Origin of the sequence: Ferrovum myxofaciens (assembly GCF_013181415.1) — a bacterium.
Taxonomy (GTDB): Bacteria; Pseudomonadota; Gammaproteobacteria; order Burkholderiales; family Ferrovaceae; genus Ferrovum; species Ferrovum myxofaciens.
Genome location: NZ_CP053676.1, coordinates 174,647 through 193,200 on the forward strand (window position 1 = coordinate 174,647; position 18,554 = coordinate 193,200).

Genomic DNA, 18,554 nt, shown 5'->3' on the forward strand with positions numbered 1-18,554 from the left:
CCGCTCCTGGGAAACCTGCCATGACTGAAATACAACGTCCCGATCCTGACATCCTGCTGGGGAATCTTCAGGCCGAGGAGAACCGGGCCAGACGGGGCAAGTTGAAAGTTTTCTTCGGTGCCTGCGCCGGGGTGGGCAAGACCTATGCCATGTTATCGGCAGCCCAACAACAGCGAGCCCAGGGCGTGGATGTGGTGGTGGGCATTGTGGAGACCCATGGCCGGGCGGATACCATGGCCCTGCTCAAGGATCTGGAAACATTACCCCTCAAGGAAGTCGAATACCGTCACCACTTGCTCAAGGAATTCGATCTGGAAGGTGCCCTGGCCCGCAATCCTACCCTGATTCTGATGGATGAACTGGCGCATACCAATGCCCAAGGATGTCTCCATTCCAAACGTTGGCAGGATGTGGACGAGTTGCTGGGGGCGGGCATCCATGTTTTTACCACGGTGAACGTACAGCATCTGGAAAGTTTGAATGATGTGGTGGGGGGAATCACCGGGGTCCGGGTGTGGGAAACGGTGCCTGATCATGTTTTCGATGAAGCCGACGAAGTCATGTTGGTGGATTTGCCCCCCGAAGAATTGCTCCAGCGCCTCAAGGAAGGAAAGATTTATCTGCCGCATCAGGCGGAGCGTGCCATTCGTAATTTCTTTCGCAAGGGGAATCTCATCGCCCTGCGCGAACTGTCTCTACGGCGCACTGCTGACCGTGTAGATGGGGAGATGCGGGCCTATCGGCGTACCAAGGCGGTGCAGTCCATCTGGCAGACGCGCGAATCCTTGTTGGTATGCGTGGGACCGGGGCCGGGTAGCGAACGGGTGATTCGCAATGCGGCCCGCCTGGCCGCTCAAATGGAAGTGACGTGGCACGCAATTTATGTGGAAACACCCCGGCTTCAGCGTTTGCCTAAAAGAGTCCGGGAACAGATTCTCCAGACCTTGAAGTTGGCCAAGGATCTGGGGGCAGAAACCGCCACCCTGCCCGCAGAAGATGCGGCGGCGGTGACGGTGGCCTATGCCCGGGAACATAACCTGACCAAGGTGGTGGTGGGGCGGGACCTTGAACGTCACCTATGGCGTCGATCCTTTGCCGAACGGATCGGACGGTTGGCTACGGATCTGGATGTCATTCAGGTCGCCCGTAACCAGCGCAATCCGGGGGAGCCTGACGGGAAGGCTCAGACACTGTTCTTTACCCAGGAGTATTCGCGCTGGCCTTCCTATGCGAAAAGTGTGGCCCTGTGCGTGCTCGTCACGTTCCTGGCGACGCCCCTGCGTCACTGGCTCGAACTGACCAACATCGTCATGATCTTCCTGCTGGTGGTCATGGGTGTGGCGCTGCGCCTGGGAAGAGGACCGGCGGTGCTGGCGGCCTTTCTTAGCGTGGCATTCTTTGATTTCTTTTTTGTCCCCCCCCGCTTTTCCTTTGCAGTGAGTGACGTGCAATACCTGCTTACGTTTATGGTCATGCTGAGCGTCGCCCTGGTGATTGCCCAGTTGATGGCCAACCTGCGTTATCAGGCCCGGGTGGCCATGAATCGGGAACGACGAGCTCGGGCGCTGTACGAGGCGGCCCGGGATCTGTCTGCCACCCTGATGCCCGGACAAATTGCAGAGGTTTGCGTGCGCTTTGCGGACAATGTTCTGGGGGCAAAAACCGGGTTACTCTTGATGGATAACGAGAATCATCTGCAAGACCCGGTGAAGGCCGAAGGGGTCTTGACGACAGTGGATACCGGCATCGCACAATGGTCTTTCGATCATGGGGAACCCGCTGGTTTGGGAACCGATACTCTGGCAGCTTCCCCGGTGTTTTACCTTCCTCTCAAGGCACCCATGCGCACGCGCGGGGTGCTGGCCATCGAACCCCGCCAGAGTCACTGGTTACAAGTGCCGGAACAACGTCGCTTGCTGGATACCTTTGCCTCTCTGGCTGCCATTGCCATCGAAAGGATCCATTATGTAGATGTGGCTCAGGAAGCTTTGGTGAAGATGGAGTCGGAACGCTTGCGCAACTCGGTACTGTCGGTGCTGTCTCACGATTTACGGACGCCTTTGACGGCGCTGGTGGGGTTGTCCGATACCTTGGGCCTGGAATCTTTGTCCGTGCCTCAGCAGGAGACTGTCCAGGCGATTCATGATGAAGCCGTGCGTATGGGCGCCTTGGTGAACAATCTACTGGATATGGCACGTCTGCAATCCGGCGAAGTGAAACTGAAAAGGGAATGGCAGTTGGTGGAAGAGGTAATCGGCAGTGCGCTCAAAGCCTCGACGGGGGCATTGGCTGGACGGGAGGTACGCGTGGAATTGCCGGAAGACTTGCCCTTCGTCGAATTTGATGCCGTCCTCATCGAACGTGTATTATGCAATCTGTTGGAGAACGCCGGGAAATATACGGAGCCCCAGGCCCATATTGTCATCCGGGCCCAGTGTACGGACCAGACCCTGGATATTTCGGTCTGTGACGACGGGCAGGGTTTTCCCGTCGGAACGGAGGATACCTTGTTCGACAAGTTTACTCGAGGTCGCGCCGAATCAGCGGTGTCGGGTGTGGGGCTTGGGCTCGCCATCTGTCGGGCGATCATTACCGCGCACCAGGGTCGGATTTGGGCAGAACATGGAGTTCCCCAGGGCTCCCGTTTTACCTTCTCCCTTCCCCTAGGCACACCTCCTGACCTTTCCGTACCGCCGGAGGCCGAGGGATGAGTGAGACCGTGGTGATTTTGGTGGAAGACGAAAAGCAGATCCGTCGTTTCGTGCGAGCAGCCTTGGAATCTGAAGGTTGCCAGGTTATCGAGGCGGTGACCGGCGAGCGTGGACTGATCGAAGCCGCGACCCGTAAACCTGATCTGGTGATTCTGGATCTGGGACTGCCCGACCGGGAGGGGGTGGAAGTGCTGCAGGATTTGCGCAGTTGGTCGCAGGTACCGGTTATCATCCTCTCCGCACGATCGAATGAAGAGGACAAGATCGCCGCGCTGGATGCGGGCGCCGACGATTATCTGACCAAACCCTTCGGCGTCGGCGAATTACTGGCAAGGGTACGCGCGCAACTTCGGCGCCACAGTTTATCTGGAGAAGCGGGACAATCCGAGATCGGGTTTGGGAAAATTCGGGTGGACAGGGTCAAGCGCCTGGTCATGACCGAGGAAGGGGAGAGCATTCACCTGACTTCCATCGAATACCGCTTGTTAGCCTATCTGCTCGCTTATCCCGGAAAAGTGTTGACCCACCGCGAGTTATTGCGCGAAGTCTGGGGTCCTACCCATGTGGAAAGTGCTCACTACCTGCGGGTATACATGGGAAACTTGCGCAAGAAACTGGAAAGGGACCCGGCCCGCCCTGACTTCCTGCTGACAGAAAGTGGGCTGGGTTACCGCTTCAAACCCTGACACTCCTACTCAGAAAGGGAGGGCCTGACAGCCGTTTTCATCACACTTCAAGTACCCTCCCTTGCGACTGTTCCAGTCAGTGAGAACCCAACGTTCGCAGGTATTGTCGTCCAGTCGGTAAGTGTGGCGGGCAGGACGGTGGGTATGACCATGAATCAGACGCGGGTAATCATTTTTGCGCAATAACTCGATTACGGCCTGGAGGGTTACGTCCATGATGGCCAAGGTTTTTTTCTTTTTGGCCTGGGTACTCATGGTGGTGGCTTCCTGAGCAATCTTGTACCGTTCTTCGATGGGCAGGGTCATGACTTTGCGCTGCCAAGTCACCGAACGGACCTGTTTGCGCCACGCCTGATAGGCTTCATCTTCCGTGCACAACTGGTCGCCGTGGGTGAGCAGGGTGCGAACCCCATCCTCCAGAATGAGGATGGTGGGGTCTGCCAGATGGGTTGCGCCACAGGCTTTGGCAAACTTGTTACCGAGCAGGAAGTCACGGTTTCCGTGCAGGTAGAACAGTTGAGTCCCCTGCTGGGTCAAGGTCGCGAGGGCACTCACCACTTTCTGGTTGAAGGGCGAAGGGATATCGTCATCGCCCACCCAGGTTTCAAAGAGGTCGCCCAGGATATACAAGGCCGTGGCTTCGCGTGCCGGCCCTTCCAGAAAGTTCTGAAACTTCTGGAAGAGTTTGGGTGAAGACGGCGAGAGATGCAGGTCTGCGATGAAAAGGGAATGGGACACGGTGAGTTACATGACCTCCGCACGTTCGATGAGGACATCTTCCAGAGGTACGTCGCTATGTCCCAGACGGTTGCCAGTGGGCACCCCCTTGATGCGATCCACGATGTCCTGACCCTCCGTGACCTGAGCAAAGACGCAGTAGCCGAAGCCATTGCGGTTGGGGGCAGTGTGGTCGAGGAAATGGTTATCCTTGACGTTGATGAAGAACTGGGCGGTGGCCGAATGTGGGTCCGAGGTGCGGGCCATGGCAACGGTATAACAGAGGTTGGAAAGACCGTTGGCCGCCTCGTTTTCGATAGGGGCGTGGGTTTCCTTCTGCTTCATGCCCGGCGCAAACCCTCCTCCCTGAATCATGAAGCCATCGATGACCCGATGAAAGATAGTATTGTCATAAAAACCATCGTGCACATAAGACAGGAAGTTATCCGTGGTTTTAGGAGCTTTTTCAACATCGAGGGTGAGAACGATATCACCAAAATTGGTTTTGAGGCGGACCATAGAGAACTCCATCAGTTAAGTTTGTCGGCCTTGAGTTTCAAGGTGCGATTCGTGGGATTCAGTTTCAAGGCCTGGGCGTAGGAACGACGCGCCAGCGCGAGGTAGACATCGCCCAGATTTTCAAAGGCGATGGCGTAGTTGGGTTGGGATGCCACCCCTTTTTCCAGGATGGCGCGCGCATCATCGAGTTGTCCCTGAGCGGCGTAGAGGGCACCCAAGTTATTATAGGGCGCACCCATTTCCGGAAAACGCTCGGTCAGATTCTTGAGGATGAGGATGGCTTCACCCTTGCGATTCAACTGGGTCAGTGCGATGGCCTTGAGAAACAGAACATCGCCTTCATCGGGTTGTTCTTCCAGAGAACGGTTGGCCAAGGCCAGAGCTTGCTGGGGATGATGGTCGTGTAACAGGGATTGCATTGCCAGAGGGACATGGATCGGCAAGGGGGCTTCTGACGGCGGGGCAGAGGATGTGCTAGGATGCGCATCGTTGCTTTCCTGCGAGGTTTGCAGCACCGGGGCCGTGCCCGATCCGGTGCTTTCGGTGCCGGTTGCGCACACCCCTTGCTCGCACCACAAGGCGAGGGAAAGGGAAAGGATTAGAAACCGGAGCATCATGGGTTGAAATGGGAGGCGAATTGTGTAACCCCAAATTCTATCAATTCAACGCGTTGCTGACTAGACCTTTTGTCAGGATCTATCGATTTTTTTGAGTTGGCGGTTATATTCATGCTGAATCTGTTCAATACCCTTACCCGTCGGACTGAACCTTTTGTCCCCATCGAGCCTGGTCAGGTGCGCCTGTATGTCTGTGGCATGACGGTGTATGACCGTTGTCACCTGGGCCATGGACGCATGCTCGTCAATTTTGATGTGCTCTACCGCTGGTTGCGGATAACCGGTTATGCAGTTACCTATGTGCGCAATATTACCGATATAGATGACAAGATCATCGAGCGGGCAGCACAGAATGGGGAACCCATCCAGGCTCTGACCGAGCGCATGATTCTGGCCATGCAGGAAGATCTGGCCCGTCTGCGGGTGTTGCCACCAACCCATGAACCCCGTGCCACTGAACATGTTCCGGGCATGATCCGGTTGATTGAAGTACTGATTCAGAAAGGATTGGCTTACTCGGGGCAGAATGGGGATGTCTACTACTCGGTGCGGGACTTTCCCGACTACGGCAAGTTATCCGGCAAGTCCCTTGAGGATCTGCGGGCAGGTGAGCGTGTGGCACGGGATGAGTTCAAGCGCGATCCCCTCGATTTCGTATTGTGGAAGAGCGCCAAGCCCGGCGAGCCTCGATGGCCTTCGCCTTGGGGGGAAGGGCGACCGGGCTGGCATATCGAATGCTCGGTGATGAGCGAATGCTTTCTAGGTGCCCATTTTGACATACACGGGGGTGGTCACGACCTGCAATTTCCACATCACGAAAACGAAATAGCCCAGAGTGAGGGGGCCCATGGGCACGCCTTCGTCAATGTGTGGATGCACAATGGTTTTCTACGGGTAAATGATGAAAAAATGTCCAAATCTCTGGGCAATTTCTTCACTCTGGCCGATATTTTCGAAAAATTTCATCCGGAAGTGGTGCGTTTCTTTCTCTTGCGAGGTCATTACCGCAGTCCTCTCAATTACACCGATGGTCATCTGGAGGATGCCCGGCAGGGATTGAATACCCTCTACACGGTGTTACGTGATTACCCCACGGTTATGGGCAGTGTCCCGGACTGGAATGGGGTGGCCGAAGGGGCCTTCAAGCGTGCGCTGGACGATGACTTGAACACTCCGGAAGCCGTGGCAGTCCTCTTTGGTTTGGCCCATGATGCCCACCGGGGCGAAGTGGGGGCGGCCCAACGCTTGCGCGCTCTGGCTGAGGTACTGGGACTGCTGGGCAGTGCTCCGGTGGAATGGTTTCAGAGGGGGGCCGGTTTGACTGTGCAGGCAGGGGATGAGGACCAGGAACGTATCGAAATATTGATGGCGCAACGGCAAGCGGCGCGGGCGCGAAAGGATTTTTCAACCGCCGACCAGATTCGTCAGGCCCTCTTGGCGGAGGGAATCGTCCTTGAAGACAAGGAAGGGACTACCCAATGGCGGCGCTCCTGAATTGTTCAGCCCCTGCCGTGACGGGGGCTGAACAGCGTTGCACTTAGGTTTGGAAGAAGTCGCGCACCTTGTCCATGAAACTCTTGGTGCGGGGACTGTGGGTGTCATTTCCACGGGTTCCTTGTTCCAGTTGGCGCAATAACTCTTTTTGAACCTCGGTCAACTTGACTGGAGTTTCCACTACCACATGGCACATTAGGTCGCCCTGGCTGCCTCCGCGCAGTGCTTTGATCCCCTTGGCACGCAGGCGAAAAACCTGACCAGTCTGGGTTTCAGCAGGGATTTTCAGTTTGGCCTGACCTTCCAGGGTGGGGATTTCGATTTCTCCCCCCAGGGCAGCCACCGCAAAACTGATAGGCATTTCGCAATGCAGGTCCGTTCCTTCGCGCTGGAATACAGGGTGGGGACGGATCTGGACGACTACAAACAGATCACCCGCCGGACCCCCGGCCTGTCCCGGTTCGCCTTCTCCAGCCAGGCGAACGCGGTCACCATGATCGATGCCAGCAGGAATCTTGACGGATAAGGTCTTGTGTTTGCGGATTCGCCCGGCTCCATGACAGTCGGGACAGGGCGAGGTGATGGTCTTGCCACTTCCGTGACAGACCGGGCAAGTTTGCTGGATGGAAAAAAATCCTTGCTGCATGCGCACCTGACCCTGTCCCCCACAGGTGGAACAGGTGCTCGGACTGGTTCCCGGTTTGGCACCGCTGCCCTTGCAGGTACCACAGTTTTCCAGGGCAGGAATGCGAATCTGGGTCTCGGTACCCCGAGCCGCCTCTTCCAGGCCGATTTCCAAGTTGTAGCGTAGATCGGATCCCCGGTACATGCCTCCGGTTCGGTTGCCTCGTCCACCACCCCCACCAAAAATATCGCCAAAAATATCGCCAAAGGCATCGGAAAACCCGCCCATCCCCGGACCGCCCCCGGGGCCAGCACCTGCACCCATTTGAGGATCTACGCCCGCATGTCCATAACGGTCATAAGCGGCACGTTTGTCCCCATCGGACAGGATTTCGTAGGCTTCCTTGACTTCCTTGAACTGAGCCTCTGACTTGGCATTGTCCGGATTTCGATCCGGATGATGCTTCATGGCCAACTTGCGATAGGCCTTTTTGATGTCATCCTCGGATGCATCCCGGTTGACTCCCAGGACTTCATAAAAATCGCGTTTGCTCATGATTCCTCTCAAATAAATCATTGGGGAGTGAGGTTTTCACCCCCTCCCCAACAACCTGACTTCCCCAGGGGAAGGTTCTTTACTTCTTGTCCTTCACTTCTTCGAACTCGGCATCTACAACATGGTCTTCCTTGTTGCCAGCAGCGCCGGGTTCTTGGGCATGGACACCAGCACCACCCGTATTTGCATCGGCTGCGTACATCTTTTCAGCCAATTTATGGCTGGCTTCGGAGAGTTTTTCAGTGGTGGCGGTGATGCGTGCTGTATCCTGTGACTGGAGTGCATCTTCTGCATCCTTGAGTGCACTTTCGATGCTGGATTTTTCTTCGGCTGAAAGTTTGTCGCCGTGATCCTTGACGGATTTGGTGACATTATGGACCAAACTTTCCAGACCATTCTTCGCATTCACTGCTTCCAGATTTTTCTTGTCTTCTTCCGCGTTTTCCTCGGCATCCTGCACCATGCGCTGGATTTCCTCTTCCGACAGACCGGAGTTGGCCTTGATGGTGATCTTGTTTTCCTTGCCGGTGGCCTTGTCCTTGGCATTCACGTGCAGGATCCCGTTGGCATCGATGTCGAAGGTCACTTCGATCTGTGGCATGCCTCGGGGTGAAGGGGGAATATCGCTCAGGTTGAACTGCCCCAGGCTTTTATTCCCGCTGGCCATGTTTCGTTCCCCTTGCAGGACGTGGATGGTCACCGCCGACTGGTTGTCGTCGGCGGTGGAGAAGACCTGGGACGCCTTGGTGGGGATGGTGGTGTTCTTCTGGATCAAACGGGTCATAACTCCGCCCAGGGTTTCGATGCCGAGGGACAGAGGCGTGACATCGAGCAACAACACATCCTTGACGTCGCCTTTCAAGACGCCGCCCTGGATGGCTGCCCCGATGGCCACAGCTTCATCCGGGTTGACATCCTTGCGCGGATCCCGGCCAAAGAGTTCCTTGACACGTTCCTGTACCTTGGGCATACGACTTTGCCCGCCCACCAGAATCACGTCAGCGATGTCACTGATCTTCACGCCTGCATCCTTGATAGCCGTTTCGCAGGGCTTCATGGTGCGGTCGATGAGTTCCTGCACCAGACTTTCCAGTTTGGAGCGGGTGATTTTGACCACCAGATGTTTGGGTCCGCTGGCATCGGCTGTGATGTAGGGCAGGTTGACTTCGGTCTGTTGTGCCGAGGACAGTTCGATTTTGGCTTTTTCTGCGGCTTCCTTGAGGCGTTGCAGGGCCAGCACATCCTTACGCAGGTCCAGGCCGTTTTCACGCTTGAACTCGTCGGCCAGGTAATCGATGACGCGCAGGTCAAAGTCTTCCCCGCCGAGGAAGGTGTCTCCATTGGTGGAAAGCACTTCGAATTGGTGTTCGCCATCGATTTCGGCGATTTCGATGATTGAAATATCGAAGGTTCCTCCGCCCAGATCATAAACGGCAATCTTGCGGTCCCCTTCCTTTTTGTCCATCCCGAAAGCCAAGGCGGCAGCGGTGGGTTCGTTGATAATGCGCTTGACGTCCAGTCCTGCGATACGTCCCGCATCCTTGGTGGCTTGGCGCTGACTGTCGTTGAAGTAGGCCGGAACCGTGATGACGGCTTCGGTTACTTCTTCACCCAGGTAGTCTTCCGCAGTTTTCTTCATTTTTTGCAGGACAGCGGCAGAGATTTCCGGCGGTGCCATCTTTCTGCCCCGCACCTCCACCCAGGCATCCCCATTGCTGGCCTTGACGATGGAGTAAGGCACCATGTGGATATCCTTTTGTACCATATCTTCTTCGAAGCGCCGACCGATCAGGCGCTTGACGGCGAAGAGGGTGTTTTTGGGGTTGGTGATGGCCTGCCGTTTGGCAGGCGCGCCCACCAGAACCTCGCCTTCTTCCATGTAGGCGATGATAGAGGGGGTCGTGCGTGCGCCTTCTGCGTTTTCAATGACCTTGGGTTTTCCGCCTTCCATGACGGCCACGCAGGAATTGGTGGTACCCAGATCGATTCCGATGATTTTTCCCATGATGTTATTAGCCTCTTCTCAAAAATTGGTGGGGAATACTTTATGGTTGTACCTTAAATCGGGATGATTTTTACGGATTCAAGAGGGGGATCCCGCTTTTCCCTTCGAAACTGTAACCAAAGCCGGACGTAGAACCCGTTCATGCAGGATGAAGCCTTTTTGCATGACGCTGATGACGTTTTGGGCCGGGATTTCGTCGTGCTCCAGGGAAGCAATGGCCTGATGGCGGTTGGGGTCGAAACGCTGTCCTTCGGGGTGAATGGCCTGAATGTGAAACTTGTCAAAGACACTGGTCAGTTGGCGGGCGGTGAGTTCCACTCCATTGCGGTAACTGTCGAGAGACGCTTCCTTGACCTGTTGGGCGGCTTCCAGGCTGTCCATGACGGCCAGCAATTCTCCGGCAAAACTTTCCAGGGCAAACTTACGTGCCTGGGACAATTCGGTGGCGGTGCGCTTGCGCAGGTTCTCCATGTCGGCGCGCAGACGCAAGCACTCGTCGTCCTTGGTACGCAGGGCTTCTTCCGCCTGGGTCAGGGCGGCTTGCCAGTCTTCGGGTGGGGAGAGGGCGGGTGCACTGTCTGCACTGGCAGGGGATGGATTTTCAGAGTTGGAAAAGGAAGAATCAATAGGTTCAGAGGTGGACATGCCGGACTCCCAGGGCTGAGTTGTGGATCACTGGCGGTACATGGGGCCAAGGAGGCCGATTTCAAGGGGTCACTGTGGCGCGCCCTGTTCCAGTGCCCGATTTTTTTGTGCTGCCTGTTCCTCTGCAGTGGGCAGCGGAGCAGGCAACCAGCCCCCCAGGTTGTCCAGAGCAATGCGCGTCAGGCTGTCCAGCCAGGTGGGATCGTCGTTGAGCGCAGGAATGTAGTGATAGACCTCGCCGCCGTGGTTCAGGAAAGTGGCTTTCACCTCCATGCCGATCTCCTCCAGGGTTTCTAGGCAGTCGGCAGGAAAACCGGGGCACAGAACCTGAACATGACGTACGCCCGTCCGGGCCAGTTGCTCCACTAACGGGGCGGTGTAAGGCTTGACCCATTCTGTCCGCCCGAAGAGAGACTGGAAGGAAATTCGATACTGATGGGGTTCGAGGCCTAGGGCCTGCGCCAACAAGCGTCCAGTCTTGAGGCATTCGCAATAATAGGGATCGCCCTTGTGGAGAGTGAACTGCGGCACTCCGTGAAAACTCATCACCAGTACATCCGGGCGACCTTGTGTAGCCCAGAATCCTTCGACTCGCCCCTTAAGGGCACTGATGTACCCCGGATCGTCGTGGTAATGATGCACCGTGCGCACGGCGGGCGCATGCCGCCAGCGTGCAAGGGCGGAAAACAGGGCATCCTGGCTGGAAGCCGTGGTGCTGGCGGCGTATTGAGGGTAAAGGGGGAGCAACAGAATCCGGTCACACCCGGCGTTTTTGAGTTCGGTCACGCCCTGGCCCAGGGAAGGCTGTCCATAGCGCATGACGTAGCGCACCAGCGGCGGGTTGTCAGGAAAAGCGGCCTCGAGACGGGCACTCAAGCCCGCTGCCTGGGCTGCCGTATGGAAGCGCAACGGCGAGCCTTCCGACTGCCAGATGGCGGCATATTTTTTGGCGGACTGGGCAGGACGGGTGCGCAGAATGACGCCGTGCAGAATCAGCCACCAGAAGAAACGGGGAATTTCCACCACCCGCGGGTCGCCCAGAAATTCAGCGAGATAACGGCGCAGAGCCGGTGTATCCGGTGCGTCGGGCGTACCCAGATTGACCAGTAGGAGACCGACCCGGGCTATGGATCGTCCGTGCGTGAAGGGAGGTTCGGGCAGATAAGAGGGCATGTGAATCCTTCAGTGCTGTGACAGTGCGCTGGAGAGCAGGCGTGCAGTGATGTCGACAATGGGAATGATGCGCTCGTAGGCCATGCGGGTAGGTCCCACCACCCCCAGGGTCCCCACCACCTGTCCATCCACTTCGTAGGGGGCCGTGACCAGACTGAATTCGTCGAGGGGGGAGTGCCCCGATTCTCCGCCAATGAAAATTCTGACGCCTTCGCTGTTCTGGCTTGCATCGAGCAGTTGCAACAGACTGGTTTTCTGCTCGAAGAGGTCGAAGAGACGGCGCAGACTGCTCAGGTTGCTGGCCATGTCGTTGCGGCCGATGAGACGGGTTTCGCCACGCAGGACATAATCATCGGGACCGGGCTTGAGGATTTCTTCCCCAAAGGCCAAGGCCCGGCTGGTGAGTGTGCGAATATCGGCACGCAGTCCGTTGAGTTCGCGATGCAGCGCGTCCACCACTCGATCGAAATCCTGGCCACTGCCCTGTTCATTAAGGTACTGGGCGGCTTTGGCCAGCTGCTCGGTGGAGTAGTTCTGGTCTGTGATCAAGATGCGGTTCTGGACATCTCCTTCCAGGGTAACCAGAACGAGGAGCAGGCGGTTTTCCGAGAGACGCAGGAATTCTACACGCTGGAAGCCCGTGAGACGCCGTTTTGGAGTGCGCACGATGCCGGCAAAGGTGGTGAGTTCGGCGAGCATCTGGGACGCGGCAGCCACCAGTTGCTGCGGGTCGGCCGGGCGCAGTTGCAGTTGGGACAGGGTCGTGATTTCCAGGGGCTTGATGGTCAGCAGGCTGTCCACGAAGAAACGGTAACCGCGCGGAGTCGGAATGCGCCCGGCCGAGGTATGAGGGCTGGCGATAAAACCCAACTCTTCCAGATCGGCCATGACGTTGCGAATGGTGGCGGCGGAGAGGTCCATGCCCGCAAGGCGCGACAAGGCCCGGGAACCGACGGGTTGACCCTCGTCGATGTACTTTTCCACCAGAGCTTTGAGCAGAGCCCGCGCGCGATCGTTTAACATACCCGCCATTTTAACTGAAATATGTTCTAATTCCCTTTTCGCACCAGACTGACCACTCATTCAGGAAGTTCCATGACCCAATCAGGATTCTCTCGTATCGGTATCGTGGGCAAGGCCGATCCCCAGGGGTTGCATGCGCCCCTGACCCGTCTTTTGTCGCTCCTCGCTGCACGGAACTGTTCCACGATCCTGGATCCCTGGTCTGCCCTGGCCTGTGGGCAGGTGGGAGTCCCATTGAACGAGTTGGCCGAACAGGTGGATTTGTGTGTGGTATTGGGCGGGGATGGTACTCTGCTCAATGCTACCCGTGCACTGGCGCTCCATGCTGTTCCTCTGATCGGTATCAATCTTGGACGGTTGGGGTTTTTGACGGATATTCCAGCCCGGGATCTGGAAGATCGTCTGGGCCAAGTGCTGGACGGTCATTATGCTCTGGAGGATCGCACGTTGCTGGCGGCTCGTCTGACCCGAGCCGACGGAGGGGTGAGCGAGGCCATGGCCCTCAATGATGTGGTGGTGGCCAAGGGCGCGCGGGGCAGCATGATCGAGGTGGAGGTTTTCGTGGATGGAAACTTCGTCTACAACCTGCGCGCTGATGGCTTGATTCTGGCTACCCCCACGGGGTCCACGGCCTATGCCCTGTCCAGTGGCGGACCCATTGTCCATCCTGGCTTGCAGGCTCTGGTATTGACCCCCATCTGTCCCCATACCCTGAGCAATCGTCCGGTGGTGTTGCAGCAGAGTGCACAGGTCGAGATGATCCTGCACAAGGGGACGGGGGCCTTTGCCAGTTTCGATGTGCAAGATCAGATCCTCATCGAACCCGGGGACCGGTTGAACGTCACCTGTGCCCGGCACTCCGTGCATCTGATCCATCCCCCGGGGTATGACTATTTCGCCATGTTGCGCGAGAAATTGCGCTGGGGCACGCGTTTTTAGGAGAAGGCATGCTGGTTGCACTGCGCATTCGCGATTTTGTCCTGGTGGATCGTTTGACTCTGGAGTTGGGTCGCGGATTTACTGTCCTGACCGGGGAAACTGGTGCGGGGAAATCCATTTTGCTTGATGCTCTGGCGCTGATACTGGGCGAACGGGCAGATCCGGAGGCTATTCGACAGGGTGCGCCACGGGCCGAATTCGAGGCCTGTTTTGACGTTTCTCCCGCTTCGCCGGCGGGACAATGGCTGGAGGAACAGGCTTTGTCCAGTGCCGAGGGCGAATGCCTGATCCGGCGGGTGGTGGAACGTAGTGGCAAGTCCCGCGCCTTCATCAACGGCAGTGCCGTGACTGCGACTCAGTTGCGTGCCCTGGGCGACCACCTCATCGACATTCATGGCCAGCATGCTCACCAACGCTTGTTATTGCCTGCGCACCAGCGAATCTTGCTGGATACCTTTGGGGGGCATGACGAATGCCGGCAGTTCGTACGTCAGGCCTGGCAAGCATGGGAAAGTGCCCAGAGACACTGTGCCGAGGCGCGCCAGGCGCTGGCGGTGGCGGCTGGGCAGCGCCAGATGCTCGAAGATACCCTGGCTTTGCTGGCCGATTTGACGCTCCACCCCGGACATTGGGAGGAATTACTGATGGAACAGGCCCGTCTTGCCCATCGTGCGGATCTGGTCCAGGGCGTGGACGAAACGGTTCAGTCACTGGATGAAGGGGAAGGCGCGGTGCGACGTCAACTTTTGAAGTGCGAACAACGGCTGGCCCAACTGGCGACTCACGACAGCACTCTGACTCCCTGGGTCACCCTGCTCGAATCAGCACGCATCCAGGTCGAGGAAGTGCTGAGTGAATTGCATCGCTATGCTCGCGCCCGTGAAGAGAACGAGGAGCGTTTGCCCCAGATCGAAGAAGAGATGCAAGCCTGGCATGGGCGCGCGCGCCGTTTGCAGGTTCGCCCCGAGGATCTTCCTGGGCTGTTTGCCGACACCCGCCAAGCGCTCGAGGCGCTTGAGGCCCTGCCTTCCCTGGAGGCGCTCGAGAGACTGGTGGAGCAGGCCCGGCAAAGGTATGAAGAGGTGGCGCAGGACTTGAGTCGGCTGCGTCGTCAGGCGGCGTTGCGCTTGGGAGAAACGGTGAGCGCCAGCCTGGGTGATTTGGCTCTGGGCCAGGGACGCTTCGAGGTCGCCCTGAGCGAACTGGATCGACCAGGGCCCGAAGGGCGAGAGCGGGTCGAATTTCAACTGGCGGCCCACGCCAGCCAACCTCTGGGTTCCCTCGCCCGGATCGCTTCCGGCGGAGAACTGTCGCGCCTGGGATTGGCACTGCAAACCCGACTGGCGCAGGGAAGTGCAGTTCCTACCCTGATTTTTGACGAGGTGGACAGCGGCATCGGGGGGGGAGTGGCCGAACGAGTCGGGCAGATGCTGGCTGCGCTGGGGCACCACCATCAGGTGCTGTGCGTGACCCATCTGCCCCAGGTGGCGGCTTGCGCTCAGCATCATCTGAAAGTCAGCAAGGCCGTGCAGGAGGGAGAGATGACCAGTTCGGTCCAGGTTCTGGATGAGGGAGGACGGGTGGAAGAAGTGGCACGCATGCTGGGGGGGGTGACGGTCACGGCGACCGTGCGTGAACATGCCCGGGAATTGTTGCTTCGGGAAGGAAAGCGCGCTCAGCGATAACGGGCAGGTGCCACAGCTTGGACTAAGTCTTTTTCGAGGGGCAGAGGGTCGCCTTCCAGCCAGGCGCAGAGAAGATCGGCTCCCAAGGGTGCCCACACCAGTCCCCGTGAGCCCAAAGCGGTGAGAGCGAAGAGACCCTTGGCTCCCGGCACGGGGCCAATGATGGGGAGACGGTCGCGGCTGACGCTGCGAAAGGCGACTCGTTCCTGCACCACCGAGTGTTCCGGTCCATCATCCCACCCCAGTGCTGTCAGGCGTTGCAGGTTCTCCGCACGGTCGGCAGAACGGGGTGCGATGTCTGCGCTGCGGTCATAGGTCGCACCCAGACAGGGGCCACCGGGGGCGTCCGGAATCACATAGCCGGAACCACAGAGGACTGGGGTTCCCATGGGGACGGGAGAGCGCTCGATCTGAGTGATCTGGCCCCGCAGGCGCTGACGCGGCCAGAGAGGCGCATTGCTTAACGGGAGAGGGTGTGCCCCACCGGCCAGGATGGCGATGGGAGCCTGTGCCAGCAGGGCCCCACACAGAGTTCGGGCTTCCCAACCGGCCGGGCCGGGTTGGAGGGTCACGGGTTGTCCCCAATGCGTCGAGAGATGGGGGGTTTGAGCCAGTGCGGCACGGCAGAACTGGCCCGGATCCAGCCAGCCTGCGGTGGGATAAAACAAGGCGCCCCAGGGGGCTGCACAGTGCCCGAGACGCTCGGCTTCGGCGCGCGGCAACCAATGGAGCAAGGCTTCGACACTTCCCGGTGCCCTGCTCAGGGCGAATAGATGGGCGGCTTCCGGGGCGTCCTGGGCAATGCGCAGAACGCCGTTCAGACCATGGGGAAGGACTTCCGTCTTTCCTTTCAGATTCGCCAACCAGTGCAGGGTGGTCAGGAAACCTGCCCGTGCCAAACGGGCGGCGCGGTTGTCATCCAGGCTAGGAAAGGGACGCAGGATGCCGGCGGGATTGCCCGAGGCTTCCTGTGCCGGTTCGTTTCGACTCTCGCACAGTTCGATGTGCCAGCCCCGTTCACCCAATGCGGCACTCACCAGACAACCGGCCAGGCCCGCCCCAATGACCAGCGCATGGCGTTGTGGGGGAGGTTCCAGGGTGAACTGGAGCGCGGGTTGCTCGAGACGTTGCACGATCTTGCACCAGGCATCTTCGGGAATTCGATCGTAGCAGGCGCTGAGGCGTTCTCGCTTGGTTCCGAAACCGGGTGCCCGGGTGGTATGAAAGCCATGGTGTTCAAGGGTTCGGCGCAGGTGTCCGGCCACACACCAGGTAGCCAAGGTGGCGCCATGCCGGCACAGGCGAGCAACTTGGCGCAGGACGGGTTCACTCCAGGGTATCGGGTTGGTGCGGGGTGAAAATCCATCCAGATACACGGCATCGGCAGCCAGGGTGAGTTGGGGCAGAAGGTCGGCCATATCCCCCAGCACCAGGTAAAGGGTGACCCTGCCCGCATCAAAATGGAGGCGGTGTATTCCCTGGGTGAGGGGCGGCCAGGCGCTGAGCAGGTGCCTGCTTTCCTGCGCCAGTTCGGGATAACCCGAAAGTGCAAGGGTCAGATCTGCGCTGCTGAGTGGGGCATGTTCAAGGGAAATGAAATGCAAACGTGGGGCGGTGCTGCCCAGACGGCGACATTCGTGCCAAGTGGTCAGAAAATTGAGCCCGAGCCCGAAGCCGGTTTCCAGTATCTGGAAAGACTCCCGTCCCCGCCAGCGTTCCGGTAGCCCATTACCCGTCAGGAAGACCGCGCGGCATTGGGCCACGGCACCTGCCTGGGAATGGTACACGTCCGCATAGGTTTCAGAATAGGGAACCCCGTTCCGAAAGGTCAGGGGTGCGGGCAGCAAGGGCATGGCTACGCTCACCGACACAAAGGTGAAAAGTCCGATTCTAACGCAGTCCGAGAAGAGGCGGAAATTTTCAGTATTCGGGCAGGTCGGAGAAGCACGCGGGACTAGACTGGAAGGGCATAGAGAACTGCGTTCTCGAACCCTTGTGGGGTGCCTTGGTGAATCGATGGTTGGTTCATCATGTCAATAATGAACCACCGGATGGTGTCGTGATGCGCCATCGGCGGGTCAGGGTGCCTCCGGTTTTTTTATGGAGGCATCATCATGAACATGGCGATTCGTGTGTTGACAGGATTGTTGCGAACGGGTTATCTGGGAGGATTGGCGGCAATGCGTGGATGGCATAGGGGCGGGCAAGGGGTGGCTTATCTGGCTCAACTGGCCCGTGAAAACCAGGAACAGAGCGTGACTGAAACAAAAGGGGTCGCTGACTCTCCGCCCGCTTTGCCGGCACCGCACCCTGAAGAGGTGGTTTCGTTGGGAGTGCATTTGGGACAACCGCTCATCCGTTATGGGGATGGGTACAGTGTGGTATGTCGGTGTTACCCGGAAACAGGGCGGGTAGTCCGTTCCCTGTGGTTGGATTACACCAAATTGCGGCGGCGCTATGGGATTCAGGTGGAACGGCGCTTGCGTTTACGTGCAGGTGCTGCAGTGGTACAAATGCAATCTCTTCCCCATCAGGGGAATTTGCCGACTCGGCCATGGGGAAGAATCGAGTTGGGGGAGGTGACCCTGGCTTTTGCTTCCCTGCAGGATCAGGGATTGTTGCGTCTGCTCGATCAGACGGTAGGTGAAGCACAGGCTCTGGTGGATGCGGAAGTTCCGGATGGATTGCTGCAAAAACGGCCGTGGCAAATGCTGCCTGATGTGGCCGTTCAGGATCCGCCTCTGAGCGAGGTGCAAAAACGTCGGCGAGTGGTGGAAATGACTTTGGCGGATGTGCGCGCGGCTGATGCTCAGCGCAAGAAGCCTCTGGCCAGTACGGAAAAGGTCTATCCCAATCTGGTCAAGGCACCGGAGGTACGAAAATTTCGGGGGTTATTGAAACGTACTGGATTTGTGGAACGTACGGATCCTTCGGGACGCAAATCCCGCACTTTTTTTGCAGAAGTGCAGGATGAAGTGCAAACCGTGCGCCATACCGGAACCGACCTGCAACGGGCCCTGCTGCGTGAAGAGATCTGCGAGGGGGATACGGTGGAGATTTTCGCCATCGGACTGGTTCCCCTGGGCGGAGGCAAATGCAAGAAAAAGATCTGGAGCGCACGCAAGGTCGCCTGAACACGAACCTGCTTTCTGGAAGGCAG

General features: G+C 58.1%; 15 protein-coding genes. 6 read left to right on the forward strand and 9 right to left on the reverse strand.

The genetic code is table 11. From position 1 onward, the window contains the following. Positions 1-20 precede the first annotated feature (20 nt). Together kdpD and kdpE are read left to right on the forward strand one after the other, a co-directional pair. Entirely contained in the window at positions 21-2,711 is a 2,691-nt protein-coding gene (kdpD, locus tag HO274_RS00890) for a two-component system sensor histidine kinase KdpD (RefSeq protein ID WP_031595229.1), read from the forward strand. Further along, positions 2,708-3,397: a two-component system response regulator KdpE gene (gene kdpE / locus HO274_RS00895; RefSeq protein WP_031595232.1), complete on the forward strand. Its 690-nt coding sequence runs from the start codon at positions 2,708-2,710 to the stop codon at positions 3,395-3,397. Before kdpD ends, kdpE begins: the two co-directional genes overlap by 4 nt. A 9-nt stretch (positions 3,398-3,406) precedes the next feature. On the opposite strand, the gene HO274_RS00900 is transcribed toward kdpE, so the two are convergent. The 3 genes from HO274_RS00900 to HO274_RS00910 are packed head-to-tail and all read right to left on the reverse strand — an operon-like array spanning position 3,407 to position 5,250. Beyond that, on the reverse strand, positions 3,407-4,135 hold the full coding sequence (locus tag HO274_RS00900; protein WP_031595234.1) for a UDP-2,3-diacylglucosamine diphosphatase: 729 nt from the start codon (positions 4,133-4,135) through the stop codon (positions 3,407-3,409). Between the two features lie 6 nt (positions 4,136-4,141). Further along, positions 4,142-4,633, reverse strand: a complete 492-nt coding sequence (locus tag HO274_RS00905) for a peptidylprolyl isomerase (RefSeq protein WP_031595237.1) — start codon at positions 4,631-4,633, stop codon at positions 4,142-4,144. Between the two features lie 11 nt (positions 4,634-4,644). Further along, positions 4,645-5,250: a tetratricopeptide repeat protein gene (locus tag HO274_RS00910; protein WP_051861782.1), complete on the reverse strand. Its 606-nt coding sequence runs from the start codon at positions 5,248-5,250 to the stop codon at positions 4,645-4,647. 111 nt (positions 5,251-5,361) lie between these two features. Between HO274_RS00910 and cysS the strand changes: the two genes are divergently transcribed. Beyond that, positions 5,362-6,744 (forward strand): cysteine--tRNA ligase, encoded by a 1,383-nt coding sequence (gene cysS / locus HO274_RS00915; protein ID WP_273120645.1) that lies wholly within the window; start codon positions 5,362-5,364, stop codon positions 6,742-6,744. 43 nt (positions 6,745-6,787) lie between these two features. Here cysS and dnaJ read toward each other — a convergent pair whose 3' ends face one another. The 5 genes from dnaJ to hrcA form a co-directional block, all read right to left on the reverse strand. Then, the gene (dnaJ, locus tag HO274_RS00920) at positions 6,788-7,924 is read right to left on the reverse strand and encodes a molecular chaperone DnaJ (RefSeq protein ID WP_062188172.1); all 1,137 of its coding nucleotides are present in this window, start codon (positions 7,922-7,924) and stop codon (positions 6,788-6,790) included. 79 nt (positions 7,925-8,003) lie between these two features. Beyond that, complete coding sequence (dnaK, locus tag HO274_RS00925; protein WP_031595246.1) at positions 8,004-9,929, reverse strand: molecular chaperone DnaK; 1,926 nt, start codon at positions 9,927-9,929, stop codon at positions 8,004-8,006. A 78-nt stretch (positions 9,930-10,007) separates the two neighbouring features. Continuing rightward, a complete protein-coding gene (grpE, locus tag HO274_RS00930) occupies positions 10,008-10,574 on the reverse strand; it encodes a nucleotide exchange factor GrpE (protein ID WP_082783241.1) in 567 nt (188 codons plus the stop codon). Positions 10,575-10,643: 69 nt separating this feature from the next. Beyond that, positions 10,644-11,747 carry a ferrochelatase gene (gene hemH, locus HO274_RS00935; protein ID WP_031595250.1) on the reverse strand — a complete coding sequence of 368 codons (1,104 nt, stop codon included), beginning with the start codon at positions 11,745-11,747 and terminating at the stop codon, positions 10,644-10,646. Positions 11,748-11,756: 9 nt separating this feature from the next. Continuing rightward, a complete protein-coding gene (gene hrcA / locus HO274_RS00940; RefSeq protein ID WP_031595252.1) occupies positions 11,757-12,770 on the reverse strand; it encodes a heat-inducible transcriptional repressor HrcA in 1,014 nt (337 codons plus the stop codon). A gap of 72 nt (positions 12,771-12,842) precedes the next feature. On the opposite strand from hrcA, the gene HO274_RS00945 reads away from it, so the two are divergent. Together HO274_RS00945 and recN are read left to right on the forward strand one after the other, a co-directional pair. Further along, positions 12,843-13,709 carry an NAD(+) kinase gene (locus HO274_RS00945; RefSeq protein ID WP_031595255.1) on the forward strand — a complete coding sequence of 289 codons (867 nt, stop codon included), beginning with the start codon at positions 12,843-12,845 and terminating at the stop codon, positions 13,707-13,709. Positions 13,710-13,717: 8 nt separating this feature from the next. Continuing rightward, positions 13,718-15,394, forward strand: a complete 1,677-nt coding sequence (gene recN, locus HO274_RS00950; protein WP_062188051.1) for a DNA repair protein RecN — start codon at positions 13,718-13,720, stop codon at positions 15,392-15,394. Here recN and mnmC read toward each other — a convergent pair. After that, a complete protein-coding gene (gene mnmC / locus HO274_RS00955; protein WP_031595258.1) occupies positions 15,385-17,247 on the reverse strand; it encodes a bifunctional tRNA (5-methylaminomethyl-2-thiouridine)(34)-methyltransferase MnmC2/FAD-dependent 5-carboxymethylaminomethyl-2-thiouridine(34) oxidoreductase MnmC1 in 1,863 nt (620 codons plus the stop codon). The genes recN and mnmC overlap by 10 nt on opposite strands. Before the next feature lie 261 nt (positions 17,248-17,508). On the opposite strand from mnmC, the gene HO274_RS00960 reads away from it, so the two are divergent. Beyond that, positions 17,509-18,528 (forward strand): hypothetical protein, encoded by a 1,020-nt coding sequence (locus HO274_RS00960; RefSeq protein WP_273120655.1) that lies wholly within the window; start codon positions 17,509-17,511, stop codon positions 18,526-18,528. Positions 18,529-18,554: the final 26 nt, after the last annotated feature.